Here is a 22,522-nt window from a genome sequence, read left to right as displayed (position 1 = left end):
GTTAGCTTAGTTATTGTCCGACTTCTCAATCGCCTTCGCAGATTTTATAGCTTGCTTGTCTGCATCGGCACGATTGCGCTGGGCCTTTGCTTCCATTCTGGCCGCACGTTTTGCCTGCTTTGCTGCATAAGTTGCTTCCTCGTCTATACGTTTCGCTTCCTTAGCGTTCGCTTCCGTAATTCTGGCAGTGGCTTTTGTTTCCGCCTTTAATTTTTTAGCGTCAGTTAAGCGTATTTCGTCTCTTATTTCTTTTTCTTTATTTGTTTCATAAGATGCTCCTTTTTCTTCTTTTGTAGGGGAGTTCTGGGCAAAAATTGGAGTGGCTGCTAACAGTAATAATCCGGTTATCAGCGAAAATAATGTGGTCTTGTGAGTCATAATTTCAGGAAAAGGTATATTCTATTATCCTACTTATAGTATACGTGTTTGCTAATATTTTAAATGGAATTGGTTGATTAATAAGTAACTATATTTTAAATAGCGCCTTTGAGTTAAGCAAATGGCTTTTAATTGCAGGCTAATAAAGTACATTTTTAGATTAAGCACATTCCCGCTTCTTCTACTAAAATATTTCTGACTATAGTTTTCAGAAGAATGTCAATTTCGAAGTCTAAAAAACGGAAGTCTGATCGCATCATTACCGATGTAAAAAACATGGAAGCATTAAATTAGCTTCTACAAAAACGATGGTAATATCGCGCTGTGGAGGTTATTTTTCCAGTTTAATATGGAAGGCAGGTACATGTGAAGTGTGCGCTTATAGTTTGCTACGAGTTATAGTTAAACTACAGCATTTGTATCTGGTAAGAAGGGGCTGGTTTTTAGAGAACCAAAAAAGCGTAAACTATAGTTTACGCCATCAGGTAGCTTAGTATTGGAGCAGGTTAGTATTGGAAGAGTACGTTTGTTCCGTTACGTATCCATTTTTCGAAAAAGACATTGTCGTTAAACTCGCCGGAGATCAGTACAGAGTCTAATTCAGTTTCGGGGGTGCGGGTGCTCATAAAACTTAAAAGTGAAGTCTGGTTATTAGGTATCCAGTCCAGCCCTTTTTTAAGAGCAACGCAGATGTATTCGTGTGTTTCGGTATCAACTAAGTATTTTCTGTTCATTTTGTATGGTTTTGATTTACAATTAATTAAATGCTGTGCTATAATGGCGGTAGCCATAAAAAAAGCCTTACGGTTAGTAAGGCTTTTTCCAGTGACTTATAATGTAAACTAAGCGCGTTTTACATTAACTGCATTTAGTCCTTTACGTCCTTCTTGCAGTTCGAAAACCACTTCGTCGTTTTCTCTGATCTCATCTACAAGGCCTGAGGCATGTACAAAATACTCCTGATCTGAATTTGTTTCTTTAATGAAACCGAACCCTTTCAGGTCATTGTAGAATTTTACTGTTCCGTTATTCATATTGTGATTTGTTATTATATACCTACTACATATTAAGCGGTATATTCGTTCATTATTATTTACAATATACAATAAAAAAGTTACAATAGTTGTCTGATATAATTTAAAATGGGATTATATTATTCAATCAGTTGACTGTCAGGTGCTATAGTTAACAATATAAATATTGGGCAGGCAGGTAGAGAACCGGAATGTGTATAAATAAAACTAATGTGTTTAGCTTTACTTAAAAAAGTACTAAGTAATTTAGTGTTTTGGTTGTGCCGTTTATCAGTAAAAACTATTGTTAATCTATAGTTGCAAGCGTAACCAGCCTTTGAATATTAAATTGAAAATCTTACCGGTGGTCTTATGATTTGCCACGTAGTAGTACCTTATGCCTGCATCAAAACCCAACGATTTTTTTAAGGAGAAACGCAGTTTTACGGAAATAAAACAGGAGCTTTTCGGTAAGTACTTCGAAAGCTGGTGTGCCGGTTGTGCAGGTAAGTTGAAAGATAATTCGATCAGTTCGGTGCTGATGCTGGATCTGCATGCAGGGGAGGACCAAGCTGAAGTGCTACTTCCGGAAAATAACAATACGTTCTACCTAAAAAGCATCATTAAAAGGCCGGCCCTGAATGAAAGGCTGCAGGTCTGCATGTATGATAAAAGCAGGTCTGCACTGGAACAAGCGATAGAAACTCTGGCAGCACATCACAACTATAACGAACTTGCTAATCCGCCTGTAATACCTACAGATGCGGAAAGTAAGACACAACTGGCAGAGCAATTAAACAACGGAACCACTTCTCTTATCTTTTTCGATCCTTTTGAGAGTGTATATGCTTCACAGGTTTTACTGCAGGCGGTTACAACTGGTCGCTCAGATCTGTTCATGTTACTGCGCCCTGAAAAAATTACCAAAGCTGTTGCCAGCAAAAAAGTAAGCCAGGTCATTGGAGAACTTTTTACAGATCAATTACCCGACATCAGCTACTATTGCCGTAAAGAGAAAAGCAAAGAAAAGCGGCAGAAGTATATCCTGGACCAATTTATAGGCTTATTAAAAACAAAAGGATTAGTAACACAGCTGTTTAAGATCAACCTGCCGGATGTGGAGCAACCTGATCATTATTTACTTTTTGCGTCTCAGGATGGTGGTACTTACCGCAACTTTAAAGAAACAATACTGCCTTATAGTACTTACCGGCAGGATGGTGTGCCTCTGTTTATTGCAAACGAGTTTCCGCAACCGCAACTAACCCTGTTCGAGCAAAAACCGGACTATAGTTTACCCGATTTGATAGAACGATTGACAAGCAGGGCAGGCAACTATAAATTTAAGTCGGTGGATGCGATCTACGAAATGGATGGTTTGGGCACCAACTACACCCGGGACAACTATGTGGCTGCATTCGAGCAGTTGCGCAAAGCAGGTAAAATAGAATTGCTTAACTCTAAAACCATGCAGACCATCAGGGTGGTTACGCCAGCATCTATTGTAAAGTACAGGCTATAGTTTTATAGTTAAACAACTACTATAAATTTACCCAACTCACACTGTTAAAGTAGTTTCATTCCCCATTTAGGCTGTAACAATTATCCTGCTTTGGCTGCAGCTTTCTTAAAATCATCCCCAATAAATTCGTGTTAAATAATGGCTGAATTACAAGTTTAAAGATGATTTTAATCATTCCTGAAAGTGATTTCTATCTCTGTAAATTCATGGTCCCGGGTATAGTTCGCTTCGTAAAGTAATAGTGTTAAATACTGAAAAATTTGAACTATAGTTTTACAAGGCTAATCTCATAAGAAATGAAAAATGTAAAGAGACCATTGTTAATGAATGCTTTATTACTTGTATCAAGTTTTTACTTGCTATCCTGTGAAAAGGAGATACAGGAGCCGTTGATATCAGACATAAATGAAGCCAGGGGAGGTGGTAGTGCTATCACCCGGAACGAGCTTCGGATACCAGGAACTGTGACGCCGTTTGGTTTGCAAATTACTGCAGCCCCTTATTCATATGTGGGAGGGGGAACTAGCACAAGAAGTTTGGGCTTATAACGAAAGTTTCCCGGGGCCAATGATAAGGGCAAACCGAGGCGAAACTGCTAAAATTACTTTTAAGAATAATTTGCCGGCTCATAGTATCATTCACTGGCATGGGTTAGTAGTAGGTACCGAAAACGATGGCCAACCTCAACATGCCGTGCATACCGGTGGCACCTATAATTATGATTTTGAAATAAATCAACGGGCAGCATTTAACTGGTACCATCCCCATCCGCACATGATGACTGGTGAGCAGGTTTATAATGGGCTGGCTGGTGGATTTATAGTGAACGATAGTGAAGAAGCTTCAAAAAATCTTCCAGCAGGTAAATACGAAGTTCCGCTTGTTATCCGCGATGCATCGTTTAGCAAAAGTGGCGCCTTACTATACAAGCCTACATCTGGTGGCTTTTTGGGTCAGGTAGCGTTGGTTAACGGTACCAAAGATCCTTACCTGGATGTAGACAAAGCTGTATACCGGTTCAGGGTGCTGAACGGAGCAAACTCACGGGTATTTGGGTTGGAGCTTTCTAACGGGGCTCCGATGCACCTGATCGGTAATGATGGCGGACTGCTTCCTGCATCTACTGATATGGCACGCATTGATATGGGAAATGGAGAAAGAACAGATATATTGGTCGATTTTCGCAACTATAAACCAGGCACTAAAATAATGCTGCGCGATGCCAGGTCAGGGTGGGATATATTGGAGTTCAGAGTAGGCAATACACAGGAAATACCTTTTTATGCCAGCTTACCCATCTCATCCGATATTGAAAAACTGAACAGCCCGGTCGTTACCAGAACCTTCAGCTTTGATGGCATGACCAAGATCAATGGTAAAGTATACGAGATGGATCGCATCGACTGGACTGTGAAAAGAGGGCAGGTGGAGCGTTGGGTATTCAAGACAAATGGTAATGCACCACACCCTGTACACATACATGGCGCGTCATTTCAGATACAGTCCCGATCAGGTGGCAGAAACAGGGTATTTGCCTGGGAAGCTGGTTGGAAAGATACTGTTCTGCTCGAGGACAGAGAGACTGTAACAGTGCTCATCCGTTTCGATAACTTTGTTGGTAGGTATGTGATGCACTGCCACAAACTGGAACATGAAGACATGGGGATGATGGCCAATTTTGAGGTGGTAGACCAATAAATTATTCCGAGTCTATAGTTTCTGAAGTAGATAACGGGTTATTTCGGTGTTATCACCAACATTACAGGGTCGTAGCTATACTTACTTTTCTTGCTAAACCTAACAGTATAGTTGAGAAACCAGAGGCCGCTCCATTTCAGGTAGAGTTGCCTTTTGGTTACTTATAATAATAAGAACATCAAATCTTATTACCTCCATCAAACTATACCGCACCTAGGTTTTAAAGACTTAGGCATTCTATAGTTTAAATTCGAACTTCATTCAAGGTTAGTTGATTCACAACTATGGCACAAACGCTTTATTTATGTTAACTTCACATAAGACTTCACTTAAATAAGTCTCGTTTAAGATGTATCACAAATATTGCCGTTGAGACTAATCAAAGTTACTTCCTGAACAAATAAGGTTAACTCCTGACTAATGAAAAATATGATCACCCGGATTTCTATAGTTTGCCTGATTTTGCTTTGCAGCTTCAACGTTTTGGCGCAAAAAACAACCTTTACCCGACAAGATACCCTGCGTGGGTCTGTTACACCGGAGCGTGCCTGGTGGGACCTGACCTACTATCATCTGAGCGTACAGGTAGATCCGGCAGATAGTACCATTAAAGGCAGTAACACGATACACTATAAAGTGTTGAAGCCAGAACAGGTAATGCAGATAGATATGCAGAAGCCAATGGCCATCGAGAAAATAACCCAGGATGGAAAGCAGCTTACTTTTAAAAGGGATGGTAATGCCTACTTTGTATCGCTTCCCTCAAAACAGCAGCCAGGCACAGTAAACATGCTGGATGTTTATTTTGGAGGCAAGCCTACCGTTAGTACCAACCCACCCTGGACAGGCGGCATTACGTGGAAGAAAGATAAGAATGGGAATCCGTTTGTAGCTAACTCTAACCAGGGCGACGGTGCCAGCATGTGGTGGCCCTGCAAAGACCACATGTACGACGAACCCGACAGTATGCTCATCAGCGTTCGTGTACCAGATCATCTGATGGATGTATCGAATGGCAGGCTTAGAAATGTAGAGCAGCACAACGACAAAACCAAAACCTTCCATTGGTTCGTGTCTAACCCCATCAACAACTATGGCGTGAATATCAGCATTGCAGACTATGCCCACTTTTCTGAAAAGTACCAGGGTGAGAAGGGCCAGCTTGATTGCAACTACTATGTATTGAAAGAGAACCTGGAAAAGGCAAAAGAGCAGTTTAAAGATGTGCCCCGTATGCTGCAGGCATTAGAGCATTGGTTTGGACCGTACCCTTTTTATGAAGATGGATACAAACTGGTAGAAGTGCCTTACCTGGGCATGGAGCACCAGAGCGCTGTGACTTATGGCAACGGGTACCAGAATGGCTACCGTGGCCGCGACCTGAGTGGTTCTGGCTGGGGGTTAAAGTTTGACTTTATTATTATCCATGAGTCCGGGCACGAGTGGTTTGCCAACAACATCACGAACAAGGATGCCGCAGACATGTGGATACACGAGAGCTTTACCAACTACTCCGAAAACCTGTTTCTGGATTACCTTTATGGCAAGGAAGCCAGCAGCGCCTACGTGATCGGAACCCGTGCCAATATCAAAAACGACCGCCCGATCATCGGTGTGTATGGCGTAAACAGAAGCGGGTCTGGTGACATGTACTATAAAGGAGGAAACATGCTCCACACGCTGCGCCAGATCGTGAACAACGACGAAAAGTGGCGTGGCATATTGCGCGGTTTAAACAAAGAATTCTATCATCAGACAGTTACAACAAAACAGATAGAAGATTACCTGAGCAAACACGCAGGCCGTGAGCTGAAGCCTGTGTTTGACCAGTATTTACGTGATGTGCGCATTCCAAAATTAGAGTATCAGATAAAAGGCAATAAGCTGAACTACAGGTGGATCAATGTAGTGCCTGCGTTCAATATGCCTGTTAAGGTGTTTGTAAATGGAAGAGAAAAGTGGCTGGAACCGACGAGTAACTGGAAAGTAGTAAACGGATTACAAAAGAATGCAACGGTTATTGTGGATCCCAATTTTTATATAGAAGCCAGTGCGCTTTAATGAGGCCCTTTTGAGGTTTTACTTTATAGTTTCCATTCAATAAGGGAATGATATTCAGACTCATTTAAGGTTAGAGAAAAACATAGCATATTTTTCCGGTGCATTCCATTTATTATAGTAGCTCTTTAGTTGTTGATAGCTATTCATCAGCCTGGTTCATGCTATAGTTTAATATAGCTCTTCAAGTCAACTCCATCCAATTATAACCTTCCTGATCAGGTGTTTTGCATCCTTTGTTGGCAGCCCATATTCTTATTGGAGTATTCTTTAGGTGCAGATGTATCTTATAACACTTATACATCGTTACAAGCCTATACTTGGTAACTGTCCGCTTAGCTGAAAAATGAGCCAGGCGAATCAGCCTATAGTTTACAAAAACCTTATTCCTGATTTCTCAGTAACTGCGAAACAGCTAAAATCAAAAATGCATGCCTATAACAAAGTCCGTAAGTAGCTTACAAATATTGCTGCTTTGCCTGGCGCTGATTTTTTCGGGGTGCTACAAAAAACAAAGCACCGGCGAAGAGACCGACCCTGTTGCTACTGCGCCAGCTAAAAACGATAAACCTGTAGTTAAAGCCCCGGCAAATTCAGAAACACCCGCAACACCTGAAAAGGCGAACGTGAATGTGTACCTGGAAATATCCAACGGCATGAAAGGCTTTATACCAACACCAGCCGCCGGAAAAGAAGCAACCACGTTCCAGAACAACCTGCTCAAGCTGATATCGGAAGTGCAGGACGGGCGTTACGTGGCTGAAAAAGGTTTTTACCTGGCGAAGGAAGATGCTCAAAGCCGCCCGGTACTCGACAGCGTATCATACAATACCATGAAAAGCTACATCGTTAGTGGTATTAAGGATGATGTTCGCGGAACCCCACTTCCGGCTATGCTAAAAGCAGCTTTGCAGAAGTCTATAGATCAGGGGGCAGTAAGTGTTATAGTTTCAGATTTTATACACGGCCCGGACCCGCGCGACCAGGGACAATTCATATCGCTTGATGCAGACATCAGGAGCAGCCTGCGCGAAGCCGAGCACCAGGGCCTGGCCATTGCCATACTTGGCAACACATCACCGTTCTATGGTACTTACCACCCGGCCGTGAAGAAACCTGAACTGAGAAGAACGCTGAACGGGGAGGAGATACCCTACTATATCTGGGTGATCGGGCCACAGCAGGAAGTGCAGGTGGTAACAAACAGGGTACTACGCAATCTTCCGGCACAACAGGCATACTTTGGTTTTGAGTATGAAACTATACCGTATTCTGCACTGCTCAAAGAGAAGCAATTCAGGCCAACTGGCGTAGTATACTGCAGCAGCCGCAATGCTGACCCGTGTACATCAGTAAATATGCAACCTGCTAAAAACGAACCTGTGGAGTTTACGATTGGCCTGGATCTGAGCAGTCTTCCAATGTTGATGCAAAGGATTGATTACCTGAAAAAGAACCTGAAAGTAACCAGCACCGGCAGCAGGCCAACTATAGTTTCGGTTACGGCAGCCGATGAAACTATAAAAGCCACACCGGACCTGGCAAAGTTCAGCCATTTTGTGCGGGTACGGGTACCGGAATTAACTGCCAGTTCCGGCTCTGTTACGGTGCAATTGCCGCAGGTAACACCAACCTGGATCACGGCATGGTCTACTGACAACGACAACAACCCGGCTTCAGCGCAGAAAAAGACGTACCAGCTTACCAAAATAATCGACGGCGTTCAGGCGCTTTACCGCGACCAGAGCGACAACGTTTTCAGTGCAACTATACAATTTAAAAAAGCAGACTAACCTATATGATCCAAAAGTTTTTCTGGGGGCTCTATGAAATGTTTCTGGGCCGCCCTATCCCTGCCAACTTCACCAACGATTACCGCGAGGTCGTTTTCCCGAACACCGGATTACTGCTGGTAATAATCACGCTGGCGATCGTTATACTTTATTATTATGTGCTGAACCGCGTGATGAGTACCGGCCTTTATAAAACACAGCACTGGGTAATGTTCCTGGTTCTGAACGCCATTATCGCCTTCATCATCCCGATAACGCAGGTTACCGGCAACGAAATTGAGACGCACTCTTACACGTATATGTTCGCTTTCCTGAACGTGATATACAGTATCATACTTTTCTTCGTTTTCTCTATAGTACTTAAAAGGGGCTCCGTGCAGGCATGGACAACTCCTATGAAATGGCCTAACAAAAAATAACTATGGCAAAGCTTTTTGTATTCGGAATTGGTGGCACCGGCTCCCGCGTGATCCGTTCGCTGGTCATGCTGATGGCGGCAGGTGTCAAGATTCAGAACTGTGATAAAATAGTACCGATCATTATCGACCCCGACACCCAGAACGGCGACATGAACCGCACCGTGGAGCTGCTTAAAACATACAAGCATATTCACGATGCCCTTGGCCGCCGCGACGAAGGTTTCTTCCATACCGATATCAGCACGCTATCGAGCATAGCCGGCGATGGCACTGCCAAAATACGCGACAGTTTTGTGTATGATTTCGGCGGGATCAACAAACCGTTTAAAGACCATGTGGGCTATAACCAGCTTGATGTAGAAAGCCAGGCGCTGATAGACCTGCTGTTTACGCCTGAGAACCTGAACAACAGTTTAGACGTGGGTTTCCGTGGTAGCCCGAACGTGGGTAGTGTGGTGCTGAACGAGATCATCGATTCGCCTGAAATGCGCTTCTTTGCGTCCAACTTCCAACCCGGCGACCGTATCTTCTTTGTGAGTTCAATCTTCGGTGGAACAGGCGCTGCAGGCTTCCCGCTGCTGCTCAAAAACTTTAAAGATAGCCGAACTAGCCTTCCAAATGCTGCAAGTTTAAATACTGCTTTAACAGGTGCTATGGTCGTGTTACCATACTTCTCTTTAGAGCAACCTGCCGCAGGCGTAGAAGCTGACTTTATCGACTCCAACACCTTTACCACAAAGGCGAAAGATGCGTTGTCTTATTACCAAAATCACCTGAATGGCGTGAATGCGGTGTACTACATGGGCGACACGCCGGACAAGCCGATGGAGAACAACCCGGGACGTGCCAGCCAGAAAAACGACGCGCATTTAGTTGAGTTGTTAAGCGCTTTGGCTATAGTTGACTTTATGGATTACTCCGATGATGAGCTTTCCGGGAATGAGACTTTCCATGAGTATGGTTTGCGCGAAGATGTGAGTAACGTGCAGTTTTCGCACCTGGATAGTGAGACAAGAGACAGAATTGCCAGTCAGCTGATCCGTTTCCATTATTTCGAGCGCTACTATACAACGCACATGCCAGGCGATGCACAAGCTGCTTATTCCAAAGGCGTGGACCTGCAGGGTGCGCTACGCAACGAGCCGGTTTTCAAGGAATTGAACAAATTCCTGACAAACCCTGAGTTCGGATATCAGGCATGGTTACGGGAGTTGAGCCGCAAAGAAAGAACCTTCGCAGCCCTTGATCTGAATGAGACAGATTTCAACCGCATGGTGTCGGACAAGCACATCGAGACAGGCTTCCTAAACAAGGGTATTAGCCAGGGCTCATTTGTAAAAGAACTCAACCGCGCTGCCGAATCCGTATCTGACCGTAACGCCTTTAAAGCAACTATAAAAGCTTTTGAAACCGCTACGGAGAGATTGGTAGAGGAGAAGCTGAAGTATAGTTAAGAGTACTTATTGCGCGAGCCGCATGGCTCGTGTTTAGTATAGTGTGGCCTCTGGCCACTGTACACTATAATTAATGCTCTTCCGGATTTGCAATCCGGAAGCAACTAATATCAGGATTTGTAATCCGACTTTAGCCAATAGAAACAGAGAGAAAGCGGATTAAAAATCCTTGCATAACTATACTTTCGGATTTCAAATCCGAAAGAGCAAAGTGCAAATTCTTTGAAAAGGGGCCAGAGGCCCAACTATAGTTAGTCACGAGCGAGGACGCTCGCGCCATACAACTTAAAATAAAAAACAAACATGCCGAAAGTACTTCGTCTACATAAAACCGGATCAAACGTGGAGGGTTGGGCCAAGACCAGCCAGATCACAAGCACCGAGATAAAAGATATAACCGATGGCGCTGGTGGCAGAGCCCTGAAGATCAATGCTTCGATACCTACGCCTTTCGCGCGCATGCACCTGTTCGAGACCGCTTTTGATTTTGTGAAGCACGGTGTGGCAGGCAACAACACCAACACCATTTACCACAAGTTCGTCACGCATTTCTGGGACCTTTGGGAGCTGCTCTACAACCACCAGAGCTACGCGCAGGCCGGCAACAAGATCATCATTCGCCGCTGGAACAAGCACCAGCAACTGGGCGCCATGCAGGCTAACCCGAACACAAGTTTGCTGGGCCGTACGCTGGAACTGTTCATGAACGACAGCCGCTTCCAGGGCATCGAGGATATTTTCCTGATCTTCTTCGAATCTACAAACAGCCGTGGCGACAGGCAAATGCAACTGATTGGCGGTACTTCACCGCTGACCTTCCTGTTTGTAGCGCCTAATGTGCAGCCGCTAGCTATAAACCGAGCCCAGAACATCGGTACCTACTTCGACCATAACTATGTAGCGCTGGAGCACCGTGAGGCAGATTTCAGGGAGTATGTGCACAAGCTGTTCGTTTCGAACCCGGCCATGATTCAAGCCTTTCCGGCGGTGTATAATGCACTGGACGAGAACCAGCTGCGAAGTATAAATATGGCAGGAGCCGTGGGGCAGGGAGCAATCGCTTCGCAGTACCTGCAGCTTGTGGATTTCCAGCAGAACCCGGTGCATGTGGGCAACATCAACTTTTTAGTTAAGAAAGACCAGACTGCCGTTACCAGCAGCGACCTGTTTATCCGTCCGACGCATACTGGTTTTGCAGGCGAGCGCCCGATCGTTTTAAAGCCTGAACTGCGCCTGGCACCTGATGTAAAGTATGTAAATAACCTGGCCTGGCCGGTAAATACTATAGTTGGATACGCTGACGAAAAGCCGCTTGAAAACCGTTCGTTGCCGGGTGTTGGGTTCAACTATCCATACTTAACTATAAACGACCTGCTGCAGGAAACGCTGGTTCAGGTGCCGTACGAGGTGAACACCGATCGTTTTTATAGCGGAACGGTAGTGTATCAGCCGGGCGTAACCGAGAAATCCTTTAACTACCTGCTTCCGATCACGAGCTTATACTTTGATTTCTTCTCACCGGAAGATCTTGCCAATCACCTGACCTTCCATATCGATGTGAACCATGTGCGGGTAACGCTGCGTGTGCCAACCGAGAAAGGAAGTGTAGTGTACGAGCGCAGCTATTACGACAACCCGCTTAACTCTAAAGACGCAAACGGTAACGTGATTCCGGAGAAAGGGCACATCCTGAAATCGAGGATCGGTTTGGGTGTGTTCCCGTTCTATAAGTTTACAGATGCTGCGCAGTATAACGACTTCTATAAGGTAATGCTGGTAGATGAGGACATCGATCCGTTGCTGGTGAACAAGAGCCATTCGCTCAACTTCTTTGCGGGTGGTAAATTACTGGAAGCAGGCGGAGGTATTATCTCGGCTATAGCACATAAACGTACCAAAAAGAGCAACAGCAGCGCTGGTAGTACTTACTACGAGATCCGGGGCACACACTTCGATTTTGCGGAGTTCACGCATGCCGGGGTAGATTTTACAGGCAAGGCGCTGATCGTACCTAAGTTTGAAGAAAAGCAGCAGGGTATACACAACTTTACTTTTGCTGTCGATTTCGGAACTTCGAACACGCACATTGCTTATACATCGGGCTCTAACCAGCCGCCACGCGAATTCTCCATCACAGCCAACGACCAGCAACTGGTGATGCTTAACAAGCCTTCCGAAGATCCGGCTTTGACTGATTACCAACGTTTCCATAAGCGAGGCTTTGGTAGATTGTTTGCCGTGGAGACCTTGCTGAAGCGTGAGTTTATACCATTGATCATCGGCTCCGGTGGTTCGCTGTATAACTTCCCGACCAGAACAGCTACCTGCGAGTCCATTGATTTTGAGAACCAGATCACGAACCTGTTTGGCAACATCAACATCGGCTTCTCTATCAACACCGAAGGCACGCACCAGGACCAGTACAAGCAAACCTACCACACCGACCTGAAGTGGAGCGAGACGCTGACCAACGCAGGAAAGCGCCGCATCGAAGCCTTTTTCACCGAGATCATGCTGCTTATCAAGAACAAAGTAGTACTGAACAACGGAAATGTGGCAAGTACCAAAATAGTATGGTTCGCGCCGCTGAGCTTTGATGAGTACTCGCGTAACATGTTCCAGAATGTGTGGGATACCGTGTACAACAATGTGTTCAAGAATGGCAGAAATACGGTTTGCATTACTGAATCGGTAGCGCCGTTTTACTTCCTGTCCAGGACCGGGGCTGTGGTGCCGAGCCAGGACGAGAACCTGATAAACGTGGATATTGGCGGCGGTACAACCGACGTGTTGCTATTCACCAACCGCAGACCTTCGCATAGCTCCTCGTTCCGTTTTGCCGGGAACGACCTGTGGGGCGATGGATTTGCTACGGTTAAGACCCGCAAAGACAATGGCCTGTTGCAGTATGGCGTAGACCACGTGTTGCGCATACCGTTAACCGAAGAAGGACGCGAATACCGCAAGTTCCTGGAAACCGCCCTGGATAACCCGGACTTTAACTCAGCCGACATCAGCTCGCTGTTGTTCAGCTATGATAAAGAACTAAACTATAGTTCGCAGCTATTGCAGGCACGCCAGTTACGACTGATGTTCTATATACACTTTGGTTCGCTGATGTACCACCTGGCACAGTTGGTGCAGCAACTGGATGTGAAAGTACCACGCTACATTTCGTTCAGTGGTCGCGGTAGTTTGTACATTAAGCTTCTGAGTGCTGGCAATAACCTCTCGAATGTGGAGCGTTATGCCAAGGCCATTTTCCAGAAGGTAACGGGGCAGGAGCCACCGGCTAACTTTAAGCTGGTGCTGGTTGATAATCCGAAGCAGGTAACAGCCAATGGTGGTGCTATGGCGCTGGAAGGTACCGATCTTGCAGACCTGACTAACATCCCGATCATGAAGCCGACCGGATCAGCTAACCCGTCCGATGCCCTGACGCCTGTAACCAAAAACCAGGTAACCGGTGAATTGCGCCAGGAAGTGATGGATAACGTAATGGCTTGCTTAACGATGCTGCTGGATGACCCGGACATTTCGCCGCTGATGCGCTCTATGGGCGTGGAAGTAGACCCGATGCGTGCGCTGGAGTTTATGCGGATGAACCTGCAGGACAGCTACACCATGATACTGGAAGATACCGTTCGCGGCCTGACAGACCGGGAACCGTTGCACGAGACCATGTTCTTCATGCCGCTGAAGCAGTCGCTTTACCTGTTGTCGAAGGAACTGTATAAGCAGCAGTCGCAGGTAAGCGCTATTTCGTAAATTACATCAAACTATAACTATAAAATTCAACCACAAACTATAGCAGTGCGTGGTTGAATTTTGTAGTTTACACTTCATAAGTATACATCAGGATAAATAACATTGATAAATGGATATAGTAGCAATCATCATTAGTATAGTAGCGCTGGTAGGAGCAGGTTTTGCTTTTATCAGGGCCAGCAGCTCGCACCATATTTTAGGCAAACGCATCGAGGACCTGAAAGAACGTGTAAAGTACCTGGAAGCAAGCCTAAACAGGGTGCAAAGTGCTTCTGGTAAAGGAAACAGACCAACTATAGAACAGAGCGAAACCGGCAGAAGAAACCAGCCTAGACAGGAGCAGCAGGAAGCGCGTCAGAGCCAGCCAAGAGAAGAAAGGCAGGAAGCACGCCAGAACCAGCCACGCGAAGAAAGGGAGCCCCGACAGAAGCAGCGCCAGAAACAAAGAGAAAGGCAGCAGCCAGCATCAGAAGAACTGCAAGGTACGGAAGAAATACAGCCACAGCCTCAGCAGCCACGCCGCAAAAAGGAGAACCGCAGACGCAACGAACCGGTAGAAAGAAACACGGAAGAAACCGGCAGAGAACAGCAAATGGCTTCTCCTAAAGATGTAAAACTGGAATTCTCTGATAGTGATCTTTTAGCAGAACTGGAGCAGGAAGCCGGATTTACGCAGGCTGCAACTATACCGGAACCTACGCCCGAAGTGATAGCTGATTCAGGCATCAGGTTTGCCATTATACCGGAAGATGGTGTGATACGCCAGCACCAGTTACAGCAGCGTCCCGATTCGGATAGTTATATTGAGATAGATGTGCCCGCAGAAGGCAGCAGCCAGACCCGCTACCGTTTTAACCTGGGTGGCAACCATGCCTTTGTCATTTCACAGGGCATCGACCGCCTGGAAAATGCTTTTGATTTTGAAAAGCCATCGAACCGCATGGTAACAAAAGTGGTGCAGCAGCAGGATGGTGTTCTTGCCAAAGTAAACAACGGCTGGAGAATACAGGAAAAGGCCAGGATCGATTTCAGATAACCCGCATACATGGAAGGTATTTTTATTTTTGAAGCGCTTTTAATACTGCTGATACTGGGCTACCAGCTTTATGTGTATCGCCAGAATAAAGTTAAAATTGCGCATATCAAAACCCTTTTTCCTTCCGAAGAGCAGTTGTCGGTTACGGAGTTGTTGCTGGACGACAGGCCTGCGCAAACTATAGCACTGCAATCGCCGGAGCAACTATGGCAGGCGCTTGCAGCCGGTAAACCTTTCCGGGAATACATGGCCTCGAACCCCGTTGTAAAGCGCATCACAACTATAGATGACAACGATGTACTGCACATTGAAGTAACAGGCGGAGCGGTACCATCTTATACTATAGCCAAGGATAAGTTTGAGCGGCTGATCGAGAGTAACAATATTTTCCTGGTGCAGGGTGATCCCAATGCCCTGATAAGCACAGCGGCAGGTGGCGGAAAAGGCACCGCAACTATAGACCTGATCGAAGTTAAGAATCCGTCAAGTACGTTCAGTAAGATCATCAAAAGCACCAACGAGTACCTGAAACGTAACAAGGGTGCCGCAGCTGATTTTGATATCCTGAAAGATGTATCGGAGCGCCATTCCGATGCCCTGGATACGGAAGTGCAGTCTACTATTGCCACGCCGCTTTATGTGGGTTTGCTGGGTACTTTTTCGGGGGTGATCATTGGCCTGTCGAGTTTGATATGGTCCGGTTTCAGTGCCGATGAAGCGGTTGGCTCTTTTATCACCGATCAGAATATCCCGTCGTTTTTGTTTGGCGTGCTGATAGCCATGACGGGTAGCTTTTTTGGCTTACTGCTAACGCTGATGGGCAACCACGAATTAAAGAATGCCCGTAGCACCCGCGACCGCTTACAGAACGAATATTACACTTTTCTGCAGACGCGCCTGCTGCCCAAACTGAACTCCGATATGGCGGCCAGTCTGAGCAATCTGAAATCGGTGCTGGATACGTTCAACAAAGATTTCCTGGATAAAATATTGGGCTTCCGGCCTATAGTTGACACGCTTACCGAGAACATCAGCACCCAGAAAGAGTTTATCGAGAAGCTGGATAAGATCGGTTTTACTCAGATGGCCAACGCCAATTTGCAGGTGTTTGATAAGATGAAGGAAAGCGAACAGCTGTTCCAGAATTTTATGAACTACCAGGTGGCGCTGAACGAATCGGTGCGGAAAGGAGCGGAGCTGACGCATACGATAAGCGATGTACTTGGCCGCCTGAACAGCCTGCAGGAAGGCTTTGACAAGGTGCCGGGCTACTTGCAGAAACATGACGAATCGATACAGCGACAGGTTAATTTTTTCGGGCAGCACGAGCGTGAATTACAGGACATTGGCTCGCGCATAGAGCAGTATTTTGATAAAGCTGCCCTACGCTTAACCGACCTGATGGAAGCCCGCCTGCAGCACCAGGAACGCGACGCGCAACACGCCTACGAAAAATGGCAGGAGCACTTCAGAAGAATAAACGAAGATAACATATACCAGCGCATACTGGATTATATGCAGCCCTTCGAAAACCTGAACCGGCAACAGGACGATCTGAACAGAACGCAACAGCAACTATCCGGAGAGATACGCCAGACCAACGGGCAACTTCTTCAGAAAATAGAAAACGACACGGCTATTCAGCAGCAATTACTGCAGCAACTACAGGTTCTGAACATGCACATGGCCCGTAGCCTGGAGCCGGGACCTATTAAAGCTGCCTTCGATAAGTTGTTTGGCGGCGGAAACAGGAGGTAAGCATGAGCAAGGAAAGCAGAGACTTTTTCTGGCCCAGTTACGTCGATCTGATGACCGTGCTTTTCCTTGTGATGCTGGTGCTGTTTGTTCTGAGCTTTAAGATGTTCCAGGGCAAAGACAGTGAAAACCGCGAGAACATAGCCAAGTTGCAGGTAGAGGTGCAGGAAAAACGGAAATTAGACGAGATCAAAGCCGCCCTCTCGCGGCTGGACGATAAGTACTTCCAGTACAACGACACCTATAAACGCCACGAGTTACTGGTGGATGTTTTGTTTGAGCAGAGCAGCGCCGTTATCCCGGACAGGTCGCGGGTGCCGCTTCGCAGAGCCGGTCAGAACCTGAGCCAGGTCATCAACTCTATCGACGAAAAAGATGTGAAGTACCTTATCGTTATAGACGGGCGTGCAGCCAGTTTCCCGAAAGGCGACTCGCGTAATATAACCCAGCGCGAATATGCCTTGCAGCTCAGTTACCAGCGGGCACTGGCCTTGCTGGAGTTCTGGCGCAAAGAAGGCATCAAATTCCCGAAAGACAGGATTGAGCTGATAGCAGCCGGAAGCGGCTTTGAAGGCGCAGGCCGCACCGGCGACATTCGCGACCGCCGTTTTGTGATACAGATATTGCCGAAGGTGGGCACGCTGGACAAAAGCAGGTAAGCTTTTTAAAGTGTGAACTGAGTTGTCTTAGGGTTTAGTATAGGAAGTAAACTAAACGACTTGAACGATCAGTTTCACACTGACTTGCCCAAAAAAGTGATTTATCAGTTCTGTTTTCTGGCAGTTAGTTCACTTGATACAGTATATGCTGGCTAGCAATATTACACGATCCATTCATTTGACTGTATAAACTTACCAATACCCACTACATATCCAGCCAGTCCTTAAAGTCTGAAGCTTTGCTGCTGCTAATGATAATATCATGCTCTGTGTGAGGCTGTAACAGGAGTGAGAGTCTGCCTTTGAAGTAGGGGCGAACCTCCTGCACGGCATCGATGTGCACTATAAGTTGCCTGTTTGCCCTGAAAAAGACAGCGCTGTCAAGCTGCACTTCCAACTGGTCCAACGTATAGTTGATGATAAAGCGTTTGCCTTGCTTTGTTACAAGAAATACGACGCCATCTTCAGCCCAGAAGTAAGCCACTTCTTCCACGGGAATTGCCTTAATCCCCTGGCCCTGCTTCACCAAAAACCTGGATTTTATTTGCTGCTGTAGCTGTTGTGCCTGAAGTAATTGATGCAGGTTGTTTATATCCAGCGGCAATGGATGTTGCTGGCTTTCATACTTCTTTATAGCAAGTGCTACATCTTCCGTCTTGATCGGTTTTAGCAGATAATCTATGCTGTTTACTTTAAATGCTTCTATGGCATATTGGTTATAGGCAGTCGTGAAGATGACCGGGCAGTTAACCGTAATCTGCCTGAAAATCTCAAAACTGTTGCCATCTGAAAGGTGTATGTCGCAGAAGATCAGGTCCGGGGCCTGGTGCAGGGTAAACCATTGGACGGCTTCTTCCACGGACCCTAACTTAGATAGAATCACAGTCTGGGACCGTAACTTTTTTACAATAGCGGAAAGCGCATCGGCTGCCAGTTGCTCGTCCTCAACTATAACTACTTTCATAGGGGGCTACATCAAGTAAAGGTAATGCTACTATAAAAAATCCTTCGGTTTGGGCGATTTCTACTTTTTCATCAGTAAAATATTCGTACCTGCTGCTGATGTTCTGCAAACCAACCTTCGTGGATGTTACTTCATCAAGGCGGGGCTGAAGATTGTTTTCAACTATAAGCTTACCATCAGAAACATAGACGGAGATGTGCAGCGGTTTAGTTGAAGTAGAACCGTTGTGTTTTATTGCGTTCTCCAACAGCATCTGCAGTGAAGTAGGGGGTAGTTGCAAATGTAAATACGCAGAAGGCACATCGACTTTAAACTGTACATTGTCGCCGAAGCGGGTTTGCATCAGGTAAATGTAGGAATTAGCCAGATCCAGTTCTTTTGCAAGCGGAACCAGTGCCTTGTCACCACTATCCAGCAGCGCACGGTATACTTCTGAAAGTTGATTTAGAAATGTTGCTGCTTTGTACGGATCAATATGAATAAGTGAGTTGAGTGCGTTAAGGCTGTTAAATAGAAAGTGAGGATTTACCTGGTTCTTCAACGCTTCTAACTGTGCCCTGAAGTTTTCTTTCTGCAACTGCTCAGCGCGAAAATGCTCAGCCTGCAGCTCCTTCATGTTACGCTCACGCTCAACAAAGTAATAGAAGAACAATGCAGCAACGCTACTGATAACATAGGCCAGGCGTACCCGTTCGGGCAACAGGTTTACTTCTGCGTCTGCTACGTAATAGACTAGCCTGTAAGGAACATAGTAAAGTAGGAAGCAGAGTGTAACGCTGCTGATTACTACTGTAGTGCCTTCTAAAACGGCTTTCCAGCCACCTGAAATGCGACTAAGAGGGCCTGATGTAAAAGCTTTGGAAATAAAACTGTTAGCAACAAAGATGGCCAGCAGAAAGAAGAAAGCAACTACCAGCTCTACTAAAATACCTCTGTTAAAAAATAAGATGGTGCCCTGGTGCACAAACACCAACGCGTAGTATAAAAGCACTGTCGTCAGGGCGGCGAGAGCAAGCTGTCTCAGAAATGGTTTATACTTGGCGCGCATCTTACTTAAGATAGAACTAAAAATTAGCTGAAGAGTAGGGTTAGGTTAATAGATATTTCCTGACCGAAGTAACTCTTTTTGCAACTCAAAAACAAGTATAGGGATTGGCCATAACAGTATGGGTTGCTCATTTCTGATTCCATTTCATTACCTGATAAGCCAACTTCAACTATAGGGCTTCCCATTTCAACTATCCCATATCCCATTTCATTCGGTTAATGTCCCGCTCCATCAGAATCAGGTTTCTACCCTGTATTTGATGTCACATCTTTGGATCAATTAATTGATTTCAGGACAAATAAAACTTAATGAAAATGAAAAATTTATCACACATCATCATCCTGCTGCTGATAGCAGTTTTACCGCAGGCAGGCTTTAGCCAGGTAAATGGTTTTTTAACAGGCGTTGTAAAAGATGAGCAGGGGCAGCCAGTGGGCTTTGCCAATGTAGCCCTTTTAAGAGCTGCTGACTCCACAGTAGTAAACGGCACTACCGCAGATTTAGAAGGTAAATATCAGATTATATCACCCGTAAAAGGAACATACTTTCTGCGCTTTAATTTCCTGGGGTATGTGCAGGTTAACGCTGCCCCTTTTGAGGTTACCGGCGAAGAGTTTACCAAAGACTTCGGAAGCACTATTTTAAAAGAAAACACGCAGGTACTACAGGAAGTTGTGGTGCAAGGCATGCGCCCAACAGTAGTTGCGTACGCTGACAAATTGGTAGTGAACGTGGAAGGCACAGCCATGGCAGGCGGCAGTACAGCTTATGAAGTATTAGCTAAATCACCGGGTGTATGGATAGATCAGAACGGGGACCTTAAGCTGAATGGCAAAGCGGGTGTGAAAGTGATGATCAATAACAAACTTGTATATCTTAGCGGGAAGGAGCTGCAAAACCTGCTTCAAAATGTATCTGGCGAAAACATCAAAGATCTGGAGATTGTCACGAATCCATCTGCCAAGTACGATGCGGAAGGTGCGTCAGGTATCATCAATATTAACCTGAAGAAGAACAAAGAGACAGGCTTAAACGGCAGCCTGCATTCCAGTTACCAGTACAACGAACTGAACAGCTATACAGCCGGTGCTGATATAAATTATAAAAAAGGAGCATGGAATTCGTTTGCTAGTTTTGATTTTGCCGAGCGCACCAACCTTAGAACTAACAAAATGAAGCGCACCTTCCGGAACCATCAGGACAGTAGCCTTGACCAGAACCTGAGAGAAGAAGGAACAAGAACAGTACCCACATTTAGACTTGGTTCTGATGTTGACCTAAACCAGCGACACAGCCTTGGTTTTATGGCTGATGTATCCGTTTACAAAACAGAAAACAGTATCAGAACGCTGGCTAAAATGGTAGATGGCACCCCTGAAAACGACGTTCTGATTGATGCGCTGAACAATGGAAAGGGGCAAAAGCAGAACAGTACCGTTAACCTGCACTACCTTGGCAAACTGGATACACTAGGCACTACACTCTCTGCAGATCTCGATTATGTGCGACTCTATAGCCAGGACGATGCATCTTTTGAGAATCGTTTAGATAGCCTTGGTATACCTGCCGGTTTTTCCATTAGCAGGCTGATGTATGACAACCCTAACAACTATGACATCTATGCTGCAAAAGCAGATTTAACAAAAGCCATAGGCAAAGCAGGCAAACTGGAGTTAGGTGCGAAAGCAAGTCGCGTGATCTCTGACAATGAACTGAAGTTTTACGAAGAGATGGATGGAAGAATGCTACCAGATGCCAAACGCAGCAACCATTTTATCTATAAAGAGAACATTCTTGCAGCCTACGCTTCTTTCTCCACAGCCATCAGTAAAAAAGTAAGTATACAGGCGGGTCTCCGTGCCGAGCAGACGTTTGCAGAGGGTAACTCTGTTACTATGAGCCAAACAACAAACAGAGAGTATTTTAACCTGTTTCCAACATTGTTTGTGCAGCATTCGGTAAATGATAAGTACCAGGTGAGCTATTCCTACAGCCGCCGGGTTAACAGGCCACAGTACAGCGCACTGAACCCTTTCATATTTTACATTGACCCTTATTCTTGGGTGGTGGGAAATCCATACTTAAAGCCGCAGTACACAAATGCTTTCAACATTACGCAAACTATAAATCAGCGCTACAATGTGGTAGTAGGCTATGCGGTGACGAAAGACTTTATAGCAGAAATGCCGGTGCAGAATGCCACTGATAAAACCACCTATTTTCAGCAGCAGAACCTGGAAAGTATGAGAAGTCTTAACGCAACGCTGGTAGCACCGATTCAGGTGTTGCCTGTATGGCAGATCAACAACACAGCCACAGTGCTATATCAGAAGTTCACGAAAGAGCTTGACTTACAAAAATTGGCAAACGAGCAGGTATCATTTATGCTCCAGTCAAACCATACATTGCAATTGCCAAAGAACCTACGTCTTGAAATAAACGGTGTCTATCAGGGGCCGGTAGCCTATGGTTTATATCATGTGAACGCCAACTGGGGAGTAGATGCAGGCCTGAAGCGTTCTTTTATGAACGACAAGCTGGACGTTAGCATGAGCTTTACCGACATTTTCAAGACCAAAAGAATGGCAGGAACTATAAACATGGACGGCAACACAATTACAGCTGATCAATACAGAGGAACACAAAGTTTTAAGATCAGTCTTCGTTACCGTTTCAGCAAGGGCAGTGAGTTTAAGTCAGGTAAGAAAAGTATAAACCTGGACGAGGTGAACAGAGCGGGCGGTAAATAAGTCTAACTATAGAGGGCATTCACCAAATTTGTAGCATGCAATAGCATTAAGTTCTGATTCTGTCCTGGATCAGAAGAGGCGCTTGTCCTGGTGGCAGGCGCCTTATTTTTTTGCTATAGTTTGCTGAAGATTAATGAGCCAGTTGAAACCTGGATCAATTGAAAACTACTTTTAATATGAAGTATGATTTAGTGCTAGAAGCACAAC

16 protein-coding genes are annotated in these 22,522 nt (G+C 45.5%); 11 read left to right on the top strand and 5 right to left on the bottom strand.

Going from position 1 to position 22,522, the window contains the following annotated elements; genetic code table 11:
- Positions 1 to 6 precede the first annotated feature (6 nt).
- From ABS362_RS18335 to ABS362_RS18325, 3 genes are all read right to left on the bottom strand, one after another.
- Positions 7 to 378 carry a hypothetical protein gene (locus ABS362_RS18335; RefSeq protein ID WP_350414362.1) on the bottom strand — a complete coding sequence of 124 codons (372 nt, stop codon included), beginning with the start codon at positions 376 to 378 and terminating at the stop codon, positions 7 to 9.
- A 506-nt stretch (positions 379 to 884) separates the two neighbouring features.
- A complete protein-coding gene (locus tag ABS362_RS18330; protein WP_350414361.1) occupies positions 885 to 1,112 on the bottom strand; it encodes a hypothetical protein in 228 nt (75 codons plus the stop codon).
- A gap of 108 nt (positions 1,113 to 1,220) precedes the next feature.
- Positions 1,221 to 1,412, bottom strand: a complete 192-nt coding sequence (locus tag ABS362_RS18325; RefSeq protein ID WP_350414360.1) for a cold-shock protein — start codon at positions 1,410 to 1,412, stop codon at positions 1,221 to 1,223.
- Between the two features lie 376 nt (positions 1,413 to 1,788).
- Here ABS362_RS18325 and ABS362_RS18320 point away from each other — a divergent pair, with 376 nt between their 5' ends.
- From ABS362_RS18320 to ABS362_RS18275, 10 genes are all read left to right on the top strand, one after another.
- On the top strand, positions 1,789 to 2,913 hold the full coding sequence (locus ABS362_RS18320) for a hypothetical protein (RefSeq protein ID WP_350414359.1): 1,125 nt from the start codon (positions 1,789 to 1,791) through the stop codon (positions 2,911 to 2,913).
- Between the two features lie 507 nt (positions 2,914 to 3,420).
- A complete protein-coding gene (locus ABS362_RS18315) occupies positions 3,421 to 4,611 on the top strand; it encodes a multicopper oxidase family protein (protein ID WP_350414357.1) in 1,191 nt (396 codons plus the stop codon).
- Between the two features lie 429 nt (positions 4,612 to 5,040).
- Positions 5,041 to 6,672, top strand: coding sequence for a M1 family metallopeptidase (locus ABS362_RS18310; RefSeq protein ID WP_350414371.1), 1,632 nt, complete (start codon positions 5,041 to 5,043; stop codon positions 6,670 to 6,672).
- A gap of 428 nt (positions 6,673 to 7,100) precedes the next feature.
- Positions 7,101 to 8,462 carry a hypothetical protein gene (locus tag ABS362_RS18305; protein WP_350414355.1) on the top strand — a complete coding sequence of 454 codons (1,362 nt, stop codon included), beginning with the start codon at positions 7,101 to 7,103 and terminating at the stop codon, positions 8,460 to 8,462.
- Positions 8,463 to 8,467: 5 nt separating this feature from the next.
- Positions 8,468 to 8,881 (top strand): hypothetical protein, encoded by a 414-nt coding sequence (locus ABS362_RS18300; RefSeq protein ID WP_350414353.1) that lies wholly within the window; start codon positions 8,468 to 8,470, stop codon positions 8,879 to 8,881.
- Positions 8,882 to 8,883: 2 nt separating this feature from the next.
- The gene (locus tag ABS362_RS18295; RefSeq protein WP_350414351.1) at positions 8,884 to 10,335 is read left to right on the top strand and encodes a hypothetical protein; all 1,452 of its coding nucleotides are present in this window, start codon (positions 8,884 to 8,886) and stop codon (positions 10,333 to 10,335) included.
- Between the two features lie 303 nt (positions 10,336 to 10,638).
- On the top strand, positions 10,639 to 14,103 hold the full coding sequence (locus tag ABS362_RS18290) for a hypothetical protein (protein ID WP_350414349.1): 3,465 nt from the start codon (positions 10,639 to 10,641) through the stop codon (positions 14,101 to 14,103).
- 109 nt (positions 14,104 to 14,212) lie between these two features.
- Positions 14,213 to 15,139: a hypothetical protein gene (locus tag ABS362_RS18285; protein WP_350414348.1), complete on the top strand. Its 927-nt coding sequence runs from the start codon at positions 14,213 to 14,215 to the stop codon at positions 15,137 to 15,139.
- 9 nt (positions 15,140 to 15,148) lie between these two features.
- Positions 15,149 to 16,897 carry a hypothetical protein gene (locus tag ABS362_RS18280; RefSeq protein WP_350414346.1) on the top strand — a complete coding sequence of 583 codons (1,749 nt, stop codon included), beginning with the start codon at positions 15,149 to 15,151 and terminating at the stop codon, positions 16,895 to 16,897.
- Positions 16,898 to 16,899: 2 nt separating this feature from the next.
- Entirely contained in the window at positions 16,900 to 17,553 is a 654-nt protein-coding gene (locus tag ABS362_RS18275) for a hypothetical protein (RefSeq protein WP_350414344.1), read from the top strand.
- Between the two features lie 205 nt (positions 17,554 to 17,758).
- Here ABS362_RS18275 and ABS362_RS18270 read toward each other — a convergent pair whose 3' ends face one another.
- Together ABS362_RS18270 and ABS362_RS18265 are read right to left on the bottom strand one after the other, a co-directional pair.
- Positions 17,759 to 18,517: a LytR/AlgR family response regulator transcription factor gene (locus ABS362_RS18270; RefSeq protein ID WP_350414343.1), complete on the bottom strand. Its 759-nt coding sequence runs from the start codon at positions 18,515 to 18,517 to the stop codon at positions 17,759 to 17,761.
- Positions 18,498 to 19,565 carry a sensor histidine kinase gene (locus ABS362_RS18265; protein ID WP_350414341.1) on the bottom strand — a complete coding sequence of 356 codons (1,068 nt, stop codon included), beginning with the start codon at positions 19,563 to 19,565 and terminating at the stop codon, positions 18,498 to 18,500. The genes ABS362_RS18270 and ABS362_RS18265 overlap by 20 nt, the downstream gene beginning before the upstream one ends.
- A gap of 314 nt (positions 19,566 to 19,879) precedes the next feature.
- Between ABS362_RS18265 and ABS362_RS18260 the strand changes: the two genes are divergently transcribed.
- Positions 19,880 to 22,315 (top strand): TonB-dependent receptor, encoded by a 2,436-nt coding sequence (locus ABS362_RS18260; protein ID WP_350414339.1) that lies wholly within the window; start codon positions 19,880 to 19,882, stop codon positions 22,313 to 22,315.
- Positions 22,316 to 22,522: the final 207 nt, after the last annotated feature.

Origin of the sequence: Pontibacter populi (assembly GCF_040278685.1) — a bacterium.
In the GTDB taxonomy this organism is placed as follows: domain Bacteria; phylum Bacteroidota; class Bacteroidia; order Cytophagales; family Hymenobacteraceae; genus Pontibacter; species Pontibacter populi.
Note: the sequence above shows the minus strand (reverse complement) of the source record. Positions and strands in the feature narration are given on the sequence as shown.